Source organism: Serratia sp. J2 (assembly GCF_046269175.1).
Taxonomy (GTDB): domain Bacteria; phylum Pseudomonadota; class Gammaproteobacteria; order Enterobacterales; family Enterobacteriaceae; genus Chania; species Chania fonticola_C.
In genome coordinates this window covers 45,607-58,037 of sequence record NZ_JBKABN010000010.1, presented here as the reverse complement: position 1 = coordinate 58,037, position 12,431 = coordinate 45,607, and the positions used below count along the sequence as shown (strand labels likewise).

General features: G+C 51.9%; 8 protein-coding genes. 6 read left to right on the top strand and 2 right to left on the bottom strand.

Annotated features, from left to right (window positions below):
• The first annotated feature begins 388 nt into the window (after positions 1 to 388).
• From evgA to ACKWMY_RS12420, 5 genes are all read left to right on the top strand, one after another.
• Complete coding sequence (gene evgA, locus ACKWMY_RS12440) at positions 389 to 1,003, top strand: acid-sensing system DNA-binding response regulator EvgA (RefSeq protein WP_024528709.1); 615 nt, start codon at positions 389 to 391, stop codon at positions 1,001 to 1,003.
• 4 nt (positions 1,004 to 1,007) lie between these two features.
• Positions 1,008 to 4,604: a transporter substrate-binding domain-containing protein gene (locus ACKWMY_RS12435; protein ID WP_409486371.1), complete on the top strand. Its 3,597-nt coding sequence runs from the start codon at positions 1,008 to 1,010 to the stop codon at positions 4,602 to 4,604.
• 233 nt (positions 4,605 to 4,837) lie between these two features.
• A complete protein-coding gene (locus ACKWMY_RS12430; RefSeq protein ID WP_074030719.1) occupies positions 4,838 to 6,238 on the top strand; it encodes a glutamate decarboxylase in 1,401 nt (466 codons plus the stop codon).
• 102 nt (positions 6,239 to 6,340) lie between these two features.
• Complete coding sequence (gene gadC / locus ACKWMY_RS12425) at positions 6,341 to 7,879, top strand: glutamate:gamma-aminobutyrate antiporter (RefSeq protein WP_409486370.1); 1,539 nt, start codon at positions 6,341 to 6,343, stop codon at positions 7,877 to 7,879.
• Between the two features lie 400 nt (positions 7,880 to 8,279).
• On the top strand, positions 8,280 to 9,401 hold the full coding sequence (locus tag ACKWMY_RS12420) for a cupin domain-containing protein (protein ID WP_199061352.1): 1,122 nt from the start codon (positions 8,280 to 8,282) through the stop codon (positions 9,399 to 9,401).
• Positions 9,402 to 9,454: 53 nt separating this feature from the next.
• Here ACKWMY_RS12420 and alr read toward each other — a convergent pair whose 3' ends face one another.
• Both alr and ACKWMY_RS12410 read right to left on the bottom strand, forming a co-directional pair.
• Positions 9,455 to 10,684, bottom strand: a complete 1,230-nt coding sequence (alr, locus tag ACKWMY_RS12415; protein ID WP_409486369.1) for an alanine racemase — start codon at positions 10,682 to 10,684, stop codon at positions 9,455 to 9,457.
• 724 nt (positions 10,685 to 11,408) lie between these two features.
• Positions 11,409 to 11,780 (bottom strand): VOC family protein, encoded by a 372-nt coding sequence (locus ACKWMY_RS12410; protein WP_024528704.1) that lies wholly within the window; start codon positions 11,778 to 11,780, stop codon positions 11,409 to 11,411.
• Positions 11,781 to 12,229: 449 nt separating this feature from the next.
• Between ACKWMY_RS12410 and ACKWMY_RS12405 the strand changes: the two genes are divergently transcribed.
• Positions 12,230 to 12,427 (top strand): DUF4762 family protein, encoded by a 198-nt coding sequence (locus tag ACKWMY_RS12405; RefSeq protein ID WP_074030732.1) that lies wholly within the window; start codon positions 12,230 to 12,232, stop codon positions 12,425 to 12,427.
• The last annotated feature ends 4 nt before the right edge of the window (positions 12,428 to 12,431 follow it).

Sequence of the window (12,431 nt, the reverse complement as noted above, 5' to 3'; positions counted from 1 at the left end):
GCATAGGCTTACGGGAAGAAACGCTGAAGGTTCGTAGTGATTATAAAAGCGGGCGTTGCCGTAACACAGCAGAGACATCGGAAATCGTTGCAGGCAGCGTCCTACAGGTGAAGTCCACCCCGCAGCTACAGGAGCAGGGAGTGGGGGCTGAATGTGCCACAGATTGACTTCTGCACCTGACTTAGGCTCCGTACAGCACCCTCTCACGGTGTGAGAGGGTTGGGGTAAGGGGGCCAAAAGCGAATTAGAACTATAAACAGGGTTATGCTATAAGCTCGTAGATAGCTTGAAATCCTTAAAATAGAGCGTGAGCGAAGAAACATCGCTGACCAACGCTGCCCGTGTTTTTTATATGACCCAGGAAACGACAATGAGTAAAACCAAGTCTTTGAGCGCCGTAATTGTGGACGACCATCCTCTGGCTCGTATGGCGATCAAGAACCTGCTGCAAAGTGAAGGCATCAGCGTCATTGGCGAGGCAGGGGATGGGGCAGAGGCGCTGCTACAGGTGGCGCAGCAGCAGCCAGACGTGGTGATTGTCGACGTCGATATTCCCATCATGAGCGGCATTGAGGTGGTTGAAAAGCTCAGAAAGCAGCAGTTCAGCCAAATCATTATCGTGGTCTCCGCCAAAAACGATCTGTTCTACGGCAAGCGTAGCGCGGATGCCGGGGCCAATGCTTTTATCAGTAAAAAAGAGGGCATGACCAATATCATCGCCGCGGTGCATGCTGCCCAGAATGGCTACAGCTATTTTCCTTTCTCACTGAACGGTTTTGTCGGCAGTCTTTCTTCGGAACAGGAAATGCTGGCATCGCTCTCCAGCCAGGAGATCAAGGTGATGCGTTCCCTCCTCAGCGGTGCAGATAATATGCAGATTGCGGCGGCGATGTTTATCAGCAATAAAACGGTCAGCACCTATAAAAGCCGTTTAATGGAGAAGCTCGGCTGTAGCTCGTTGGCCGATCTGTTTGCTTTTGCCAACCGTAATAAAATTGGGTGAAGGCATGTTAAAACGGGCGCTGGGGTTTTGGCTGGTTTTGCTGTTTCTGATGCTGCCTGCACGGGCGGTGAGCAACGGGCCGATCACGTTAACGCTGGCGAGTAACCACCTGGTCACGCCTCCGGCCATCTACTTGGACCATGATGACTTTATCTGGCTGGCGCAAAAGCGCAGTCTTAACATAGCGGTGTATGGTGTTGAATCCCAACCGTTGAGTATGAATAGCGTCACCGGGCGCTATTGGGGGATGAATGCGGATTATCTTGCGCTGCTGAGAAAGACTCTGAATATCGGTGTGAACATCAAGCTCTACGCCGATGAGCAACAGGCATTGGCAGCACTTCTTGCGGGCCGTGTCGATCTTGTTCTCAGTACGCTCGGTGGGATTAGCCAGCCAAAGGCTCCCGTTATTGCCAGCTTGCCGTTGGTGCAAGGCTATCCAACTCTGGTGACCCGGCTTGGCGAGGTGATGAAGCCGTTTCACGATAATAGCGACAGAGTCAGGATAGCGATCTCCCGGGATTTTCCACCAAAATCATTTATTAAACAGTCTTTTCCTAACGCCAGCATCACTTCTTTTGCCAATGAATATCAGGCGTTGACCTCGGTTGCCAGCCATCATAGTGATTACTTTATCGGTAATAACATCACCGCCAGTTTTATTATCGCGCGCGATTTCTACCAGACGCTGGGAATGGTGAAGTTCTGGCGAGCGCCGAAAAGCGGCGACGTGCTTATTGCGCTCGATAGCCAACGGCAATTGATCAAGATTGTCGACAGCTTTATCAGTTCACTGACCGAACCTCAGCACAGCCAGATTACTCAGTCCTGGATTGATATGGGGAACCTCAGCTTTTTAACCAAAGAGCTGGTTCTTACCCCACAGGAAACTCGCTGGCTGGAAAAACACCGCAAATTGCGTGTAGTGATTAACCCCTATTACGCCCCGTTCAGCATGGTGGATGAAAACCAGCAAATACGCGGGATCGTTGGCGATATCCTGAACCTGATCCAGCTGCAAACCGGCTTGACCTTTGAACCGGTGATTGCCAATTCCAATGAAGAGATGGCCAGGATTATGCTAAGTGGTGAATGGGATATCCTGTCCTCGGCCACGTACAGCCCCGAGCGGGAAGAGCAGGCTGCCTTTACTCATCCGTTTTTGGCTACTCCTTTTGTGATCGTCACCCGCGTTACGGCCAAGCAGAGCGAAACGTTGAAACCGGGCATGAAAGTGGCTATTCCGGCTTACCACTCGCTATCGGAAAAGCTAAAAGCCAAATATCCGGGTGTGCAATGGGTCGTGGTTGAGAATACCGGCGCGGCGCTGAGCATGCTGGATCGGGGGGAAATTGATGCGGTGGTATCCACACAGCTCGCCTCGCGCTACATCATCGATCACTATTATCCCAATCGGTTGAGCTATTTCCGTATTCCCGACGAGCGCACCGCCCAGATCTCCTTTGTCATTCCACGTGGCTCGCAAGAATTACAAAGCATTCTGAACAAGGCACTCGACGATATTCCCCCCAAAGAGCTGATGAATTTGGCCGGGAAGTGGGTAAAAACCCCCGAAGTGAAAATTGATACCTGGAACCTTTATAATCGGCCTTTTTACCTGGTGATTGTTCTGGCGACGCTGCTGGTTGTCAGCAGCTTGCTGTGGGGAGCCTATCTGCTGCGGGCCATCCGTAAAAGCAAGGAGGCACAGGCTGCGCTGGAGTATCAGCTCGGTTTCCGCCAAACCTTATTCAACTCGATCCCCGTGCCGGTGTACGTTATTTCGCTGGAGGGTGAGCTCGAAAGCTACAACAGCGCCTTCGGGGCCTTCTTCACCCCCGAGTTACATGCCGCGATGCATCACTCATTGTTCGATCGCCGTAACCCGCTGGCAGACATTTTCGCAGCGCTTCAACCCGATATCCAGCAAGGGCTGCAAGTCAACCAGGTTATCCCTCATCAACTGGTGCTGAATAATGGCACGGAAGAACGCCTGATTTTGCACTGGCTAACGCTGTGCCAGCTGCCCGCCAACACGCCGCCGACGCTGATTTGCGGTTGGCAGGACATTACCGAATCCAGGCAACTGATGGAGGCGTTGCAGGTGGAGAAAGACAAGGCCATCGATGCCAATCGGGCCAAGAGCACTTTCCTTGCCAGCATGAGCCATGAGATCCGTACGCCGGTGAGTGCGATTATGGGGTTCCTTGAGTTACTGACCACCCATAGCCAAAGTCCGGAAGCTGAGAAAGAATCTATTCAGTTGGCTTATTCCACCGCTCAGTCACTACTCGGCCTGATTGGCGATGTACTGGATATGGAAAAAATTGAGTCTGGTAACTTTGAACTGGCGCCAGAATGGGTGGATCTGGCCTCGTTGTTAGCAACGACGGTCAGTAATTTCGAAGGGGTAGCCACGCAGAAAAACCTGCGGCTGTCGGTCGATTACCACCTGGAAAAAACTCAGGCGCTGTGGCTCGATCCGCAGGCAGTGAAACAGGTGCTGGCCAATCTCCTCAGTAACGCCATCAAATTTACCGTTGAGGGAGGGATCGAAGTGATAGCGCAAACGCACGCGCAGGGCACCGATCAAACTCGCTTGACGCTGAGCGTGAAAGATAGCGGGGCAGGCATTAGCCCGCAGGAACAGCAACACCTGTTCAAGCCCTTTAGTCAGACCAAAGGGGGCAAACAACAGACCGGATCGGGATTGGGTCTGACGATCTGCCGTGAGTTGGTTGAACGCATGGCCGGTACCATAGAGATGGTAAGCCAGCCGGGCAGGGGCACCATCATGACGGTGACGCTCACCACCGCGGTTACGGATCTGGATAAGGTTACCGCCGTGTCATTCACACCGAAATCGCCAGTCAGTGGCCCAAAAGCGCTGAGGATTGTGATTGCTGACGATCACCCGACCAACCGGCTGCTGCTTCGTCGTCAGTTGGCTACGCTTGGCTATCGGGTCGATGAGGCCATTGATGGTGTGCAAGCCCTGGCCTTGATCGGGGCCAATCCATACGATCTACTCATCACCGATCTCAACATGCCTAATATGGATGGCATCACGCTGACCTGCCGGGTGCGAGAATTCAATCGGGACATCATTATCTGGGGGCTAACCGCCAACGCACAGGCCGAAGAGAAAGAGCGCTGCCTGGCGATGGGCATGAACCTGTGCCTGTTTAAGCCAGTGGATTTACCGCAGTTGGAAGCGGCGTTGCAAAGCGTGGCGGGGCCTTCGCAGGCCACTCCCCTCAGCGAGTTTGTCGATATGGCTACGCTGCAGGCACTCAGCTTGGGTGACAGCGCCCTGATGCGCCAGATGCTTGAACAGTCGCGCCTGGAAAATGACAAAGATTTGGCGGCGGCGAGTAAGGCACTCCAATTACAGGACTGGCCAACTCTGCAACGCCATTTACACCGCATTAACGGTACGGCTCAGCTGCTGGGGGCCACGTCATTGCATCTGCTTAGTGAAGAACTGGAAAATGCGCTGGCGGCACAACAGCATGAGGCGGTGATAGAAGAGGGCATGCGCGAGCTGGAACAGTTGCTGCAGGGGCTGAATGCAGCCATTGAGGCATTTTCCCGTCCATAGGTATATTCATACCCAAGGGCGCAGTCTGCTGCGCCCCTTGATATAAGCCTACAAGTGTAGTCCCGCACCTACAGTAATTACCAATCCCTCTCATATCTTCGAAACGATGCCTGTTTTAATATCCTTATCAAGTTTTGCGGCGAACGTAGCGTTCAAATAATAACGCTATTTATGCTGCCTGATATCGCGAATTTACTTCTTGATTAGTAGGTCTATATTAAAAGGTTATTATTATGAACAAGGCAAATAACACCCCGGCTTATAATGAAAATGATGATGTTTACGCGTCCGTAGATTTGGCGGGTGAATTACCTAAGTCAACCTTCCCCATTACCGAGCGTAATCCACGTAACGTCTTTAATGCCATCCGTGATGAACTGATGCTGGACGGTAATTCCCGCCAAAACCTGGCGACGTTCTGCCAGACCTGGGTGGATGACGAAATTCGCGAACTGATGGATTTGTCTATCGACAAGAACATGATCGATAAAGACGAATATCCGCAAACGGCCGAAATTGAAGCCCGCTGCGTCAGAATGCTGGCCGACCTGTGGAATTCGCCAACGCCGGAAACCACCCTTGGCTGTTCAACCATCGGTTCCTCGGAAGCCGCCATGTTGGGTGGGCTGGCGCTGAAATGGCAGTGGCGCAAAAAGCGTGCCGAGCAGGGGTTGCCTAGCGATAAACCAAACCTGATTTGTGGCCCGGTGCAGATCTGCTGGCACAAGTTTGCTCGTTACTTTGACGTAGAGCTGCGTGAAATCCCGCTGGAAGGCGAACGTTTGATCATGAACGCGGAAGAAGTGCTCAAGCGCGTTGACGAAAACACCATCGGTGTCGTGCCAACGCTGGGCGTGACGTTCACCTGCCAGTACGAGCCGGTGAAAGAGGTCAGTGATGCGCTGGATCGCCTGCAGCAGGAAACCGGCCTGGATATTCCGATGCACATCGATGGTGCCAGCGGCGCTTTCCTGGCTCCGTTCTGCTCGCCAGAACTGGAGTGGGACTTCCGTCTGCCACGGGTGAAATCCATTAACTCATCCGGTCATAAATTTGGTTTGGCTCCGCTGGGTGCAGGCTGGGTGGTATGGCGTGAAGCGGCGGATTTACCTGAAGAGCTGATTTTCAACGTCAACTATCTCGGTGGCAACATGCCAACCTTCGCGCTGAACTTCTCACGCCCCGGTGGCCAGATCGTTGCGCAGTATTACAACTTCCTGCGCCTTGGCCGCGAAGGCTACGCCAAAATCCACAGCGCTTGCTACGCCACGGCTCAGCATTTGGCGGCCGAGATTGGCAAGTTAGGGCCGTTTGAAATCCTGTTTGATGGTGACAGCGATAAGGGCATCCCGGCGCTGGCGTGGAAATTGAAAGACGGTGCGGCGATAGGTGGTTATACCCTTTACGATCTGGCGGAAAAACTGCGCGCTCGCGGTTGGCAGGTTCCGGCCTATTCGATGCCAACACACCGTGAAGATCTGGTAATTCAACGCATCCTGGTGCGCCACGGCGTGAGCTACGACCTCGGTTGCCTGCTGATCGAAGATATCAAAAGGGCGCTGATTGAATTCGAGAATCACCCTGTCATCAACCCAGTGTCTGCGCAACAAGGCAGCGGGTTCCATCACGGCTAAGGCCAGGGTTTTATTATTTCGGGGCGGCGCTGATGCCAGCCCCGCTTTTTTCCCCACCAATATTCGCTGGAAAGAGTAACCTCTTCCTGCAGGAGAATCGTTATGGCGAGCACAGAAAAAAGCGCCGCTCCAAAACAATTAACGTTGTTAGGCTTTTTTGCTATTACCGCATCTATGGTGATGGCGGTTTATGAATATCCGACTTTTGCAACCTCGGGTTTTTCTCTCATCTTCTTCCTGCTGTTAGGCGGGTTCTTATGGTTTATTCCCGTCGGTCTATGTGCCGCCGAGATGGCGACCGTAAAAGGGTGGCAGGAAGGCGGGGTATTCACCTGGGTGTCTAAAACTTTGGGTGAGAAATGGGGCTTTGCCGCCATCTCTTTTGGCTATCTGCAAATTGCCATAGGTTTCATCCCTATGCTCTATTTTGTGCTGGGGGCGCTGTCTTATATCCTCAAGTGGCCTGAACTGAACGAAGACCCGATCGTTAAAACCGTCGCTGCATTGGTCATCTTGTGGGGATTGGCTTTCACCCAGTTCGGTGGTACCAAAAACACCGCGCGTATTGCCAAGATTGGCTTCTTTGCCGGCATCCTGTTACCGGCGGCTGTCCTGGTGATCCTGTCCGTCAGCTATCTGCATTCTGGTGCGCCGTTGGCCATCGAAATGAACGCCTCTACCTTCTTCCCAGACTTTACCCAAATGGGCACGCTGGTAGTGTTCGTGGCGTTTATCCTGAGCTATATGGGCGTTGAAGCCTCGGCGACTCACGTCAACGAGATGAAAAACCCAGGCCGGGATTACCCGCTTGCCATGCTGCTGCTGATGGTTGCGGCGATTTGTTTAAGTTCTGTCGGCGGGCTTTCTATCGCAGCGGTGATCCCACATGGTGAAATCAACCTTTCTGCGGGGGTGATGCAAACCTTCAGCGTGTTGATCTCGCACTTCGGTCCGCAGTTTGAATGGGCTGTGCGCGTCATTGCTGCACTGCTGCTGTTGGGCGTGTTGGCAGAAATCGCCGCCTGGATTGTTGGCCCGTCTCGCGGCATGCTGGTTACCGCACAACAAGGGATCTTGCCTGCTCGCTTTGCCAAAATGAACAAGAATGGTGTGCCTGTCGTACTGGTGATTTCTCAGTTGGTGATTACCTCGATTGCGCTGATTGTCCTGACCAACACCGGGGGCGGCAATAACATGTCCTTCCTGATTGCGCTGGCGTTGACCGTGGTGATCTACCTGTGCAGCTATTTCCTGCTGTTCCTGGGCTACATCAAACTGGTACGCAAACAGCCGGACAACGAACGTGTCTTCAATATTCCGGGGGGCAAAATGGTCAAGCTTGCCGTGGCTACTATTGGTTTGCTGATCTCTGCGGTTGCCTTTGTAGTTTCGTTCTTCCCGCCTTCAGGTCTGGCTGGGGTAGAAGCCAACCATATGTACGTGACTATGCTGGTGGTGTGTTTCCTGGTGGTTGTGGCTATCCCGTTCATTATCTATGCGCTGCATGATAAACGCCTGAAGGCGACCAACCTCAAGCTGGTGCCTGTAAGCACGGATTCTGCGCCAGAAGGGCATTTCTTTATCCACCCGCGTGCACGCTCCCCGCACCATATTTTTGTCGATGACAAGCAAGTGCATTAATCATTATTTGACCAAGCACTGAATCACCAGGCAGGTTGCGGTGGGTAATAACCCACTTCAATCTGCTTTTTCCGTTTAAGGGGGGCGAAACATGCTGCAAATTGCTTCCTGCACCTGACTCTGACCCCGTATAGGGGGTAACAGAGGGCACCAGCTAACCATTGATTATCCAGATGGGCGCAGCATGCAGCGCCCCTTTGAGTCTGGCCGTTGATGTTACAGATCGCCTCCCATACTTGACTACAGCGCCGTATCAGCTCCCTCTCCCTGTGGGAGAGGGTTGGGGTGAGGGGCATCATTTTCGCCTGATTGAACGCCCAGTCATTGACCAATGACAAGGCGCCACCGGTGTCAGCCTCTTTATAATCAGGCCCGTTTGTCTTCTCACTGGTGTGGACCCATGGCTTATCAACTGAATCTTAACTGGCCCGAGTTTTTAGAGAAATACTGGCAAAAACAACCTGTGGTGTTAAAAAATGCCTTCCCGAACTTTGTCGATCCGATCACCCCGGACGAGTTGGCCGGCCTGGCGATGGAGGTTGAGGTAGACAGCCGTCTGGTCAGCCAAACCAATGGCCAATGGCAGGCTAGCCACGGGCCGTTCGAGCATTTTGATAACCTGGGAGAAACCGGTTGGTCGCTGCTGGCTCAGGCGGTTAACCATTGGCATGCCCCGTCAGCGGAGTTGGTGACCCCGTTCCGCGTGTTACCGGATTGGCGGTTGGACGATCTGATGATCTCCTTCTCGGTACCTGGCGGCGGCGTAGGGCCACATATCGATCAGTACGACGTATTCATCATTCAGGGGATGGGGAGCCGCCGCTGGCGTGTCGGTGACAAACTGCCGCTGAAGCAGTTTTGCCCGCATCCGGCGCTGCTGCACGTGGAACCTTTCGAGCCGATTATCGATGAAGATCTGGAGCCGGGTGATATCTTGTATATTCCGCCGGGCTTCCCGCACGACGGCTTTACCCACCAAACCGCGCTTAACTACTCCGTTGGCTTCCGTGGCCCTAACGGCAGGGACCTCATCAGCAGCTTTGCGGACTATGCGCTGGAAAATGACCTCGGGGGCGAGCACTACAGCGATCCTGATTTAACCTGCCGGGAACACCCTGGCCGGGTTGAAGAATATGAGCTTGATCGCCTGCGCAGCATGATGACCGAGATGATTAATCAGCCGGAAGATTTTAAACAGTGGTTTGGTCGCTTCGTGACCACGCCGCGCCACGAGTTGGATATTGCCCCAGCGCAACCGCCTTACGAGCAGGATGAGGTTGCCGAAGCGCTGATGGACGGTGCCGTCCTGACTCGCCTGAGTGGCTTAAGGGTGCTGGAGGTTGGCGGCAGCTTCTTTATCAACAGCGAACGCCTGGATACCGTCGAGCCTAAAGCCGCCGATGCCCTATGCCGTTACACCCTACTTGGCAAAAAAGAACTGGGTAGCGCGCTGCAAAACCCGGCGTTTGTTGCCGAGTTAACCGGTCTGGTTAATCAGGGGTACTGGTTCTTCGACGAGTAAACGGTATAGATTTCCCCCAGGTCACGGCGCAAGCCTTTGCCTGGGGGAGTTAATTAATCCACCAATACGCGCTTATTGGTCGCGCCCCACAGGATCGACATCTCGGTAAACAACGCGCCGCTGATGTCTTCAACTTCGGTGGCGGTGATCTCTGCATTACCCTGCTTACCGAAGAACACCACCTCATTGCCAGGAGTGACGCCTTTCACGTCGGTCACATCTACCATCACGGTATTCATCGAGGTTTTACCCACCACCGGCACCCGTTGCCCCTGGATCAGTACATGACCGGCATTGCTGAACACTCGGCGATAGCCATCTGCATAACCTACCGGGATATTGGCCAACACCGAATCACGTTTCAGTGTGTAGGTGCGATCGTAACCGACGGTATTGCCCTTAGGGTAATGGTTGAGTGCCGCGATGGATGACTTGAAGGTCATCACGCGTTTATAGTCGTTACTGGCAATGGTATCGCCATAAAACACCCCGCCAACGCGCACCATATCAAGCCAGGACTCTGGTACGGTGAGGGTAGCGAAGGTATTGGCAACGTGTAAGGTCACGTCGCTGCGTTTGATCCCGGTAATGTCTAGCACCTGCTGAGATTGAACCTTGAAGCGGGCGAGATCCTTGCGCACCGCCGCCGCATCTTCCTCAGGATAGTGGGACATGATGCCGACCATTTTCAGATGGGGTAGTGCTGAGATAGCCTTGGCTTCGGCCAATCCGGCGCGATCGCCGACTTCCAGACCGTTACGTGACATGCCGCCAGAGTTCAATGCCAAATGGAAACGTAGAGTTTTGCCCTGCTGAGCGGCAATGGCATCCAGGCGCTTCGCCATTTCCAGATTGCCGATCAGCTCTTCGGTGTCATAGTCAGTAGCTTGGCGCATCTCTGCTTCCGTAGCATTGCGCACGCGCATCAGGCGGCCCTTAAAGCCGAGTTCGCGCACGGTTTGCAGCTCTTGATTACTGGCCACGCCAATGCACTGTACGTGATTCTTGATCATCACGGGGGCCACCAGCGACAGGTCGTGCCCATAGGCATCCCCTTTCAAAATGGCGCAAAGGGTAGTTTTATCGCCCAACAGTTGCTGAATCTTGTGGGTGTTATATTCCAGCGCACTTTGCGAGATTTCCAACCGGGCATTGCTTACCACCGCCGGTGAATTTTTAGCCGTAGCGGTGAGGGAATGGGTGGGGTTGGTAGCAGTGGGTTGATGGCAAGCCACCAACGTTAATAGCGGTATCAAGATTAAATGACGTAAATGCAGCGGCATATTCCCTTCCTGGTGAAATAAAAAATAGGTTTTATCGGCCTCAGTCAGTTTTTTTATCTGATTTGATGGCGGGTGTGGCTGAGCGAACAGCGGCATCAAATAAATGACAAAAGTTACTTTTTGTCAAATTTATTAATAAGCTACAGAGGAGGGGGTAATAAATGCAGCTATTTGGTTGTTCCCCTCACCCCAACCCTCTCCCACAGGGAGAGGGAGCTGATAGCCCCAGCTCTTTTGGAAGTGAATAGATAATCTCAGAAAACTCGAACGCCCCCTTATCCCTGGTGTGTCGCCGAATTTTCAGAACCCCACCAGGGAGTAAGAAGAAGCAAGGTAGGGGATTATGCAGAGCAATCAATGAACTCGAACGGCTCTTTTGGACGTAAATAGATAATCTCAGAAAACACGATCGCTCCCTTATCCCTGGTGTGTCGCTGAATTTTCAGAACCACACCAGAGAGTAAGAAGAAGCAAGGTAGGGGATTATGCAGAGCAATCAATGAACTCGAACGGCTCTTTTGGACGTAAATAGATAATCTCAGAAAACACGATCGCTCCCTCATCCATGGTGTGTCGCCGAATTTTCAGAACCCCACCAGGGAGTAAGAAAAAACAAGGTAGGGGATTATGCAGAACAATCAATGAACTCGATCTGATCCCCTCTCCCTCTGGGAGAGGGCTAGGGTGAGGGGCATCATTTGCGTATTGTTATAGTCAGACAGTATTATTTCATGGAATGCAGGCCAATCACGTTGCCTTCACTATCTTTGGCGATGGAAATAAAACCATTTTCGCCGATGGCAAATTTTTCTTTCAGGATTTCACCGCCGTTTGGCACAATGCGGCTTTCTTCTACGGCGCAATCTTCACATGACAGATAAACCATGGTGCCGCCCGCTCCAACTGGCACGCCAGCCATTTTAACCAGTGCGCCGCCAGACCCTTCCCCACCTTCCTGGTAAGGGAACATCAGGTATTCCATGCCCTCGGTTTCCAGCTTTTCTAACTGCGTGTTGAATACTGCCTCATAGAACTTCTTTGCTCGGGGCATATCAGTAACATAAATTTCAAACCAGCTAACGATATTTTTATTCATGGTATTCTCCAGTGGTATTGATTCTTGTCGTGCCTGATTGGTTATGTTACATACACTGTTTATTTATACAGTGATATAGATCACGTAATCAACTCGTGTTTAGTCTGCTGTTGGGGACTTACCAGGATGAACTCTATTCAATAAAGTCCAATACGATGATAACTGGTCAGCTGGGTTTATTGCTATTGCCGATATTGTAATATCTTGTATCCGATATTTTTTTATTAATCATATAATGAATGTATGTTTAGGGTTTTAATGGTGGATTATTCTTGTTTTTAATTGAGACCAATCCATAACGTGGTGTTGGTAAGGCTTTAATGTTGACTGTGGATTTATTCTATTATTATAATTTAATCGCTTTAAGACGAGTATATCTCGTCAAATTAAAGTTATTTTCTAGCAAAATATTGCAAGTTCATTTTGGTAATTACTATAAGGATATATTTATGAAAAAATTAAACGCATCTGAAGTTTCAAATGTTGTTGGCGGTTATGCACTTGGCTGTGTTATTACCTATGAGCGTCAAACCACAGGTAGCGGTTCTTCTGCGGTAACCGTTTGCCGTCGCGTTGCCACCTGCCAAGGCAAGTTCGGTGAATTTTTGACTCGTGAACCAGCCGATCTGGCTCGCTGCGGTGCTTAATCGC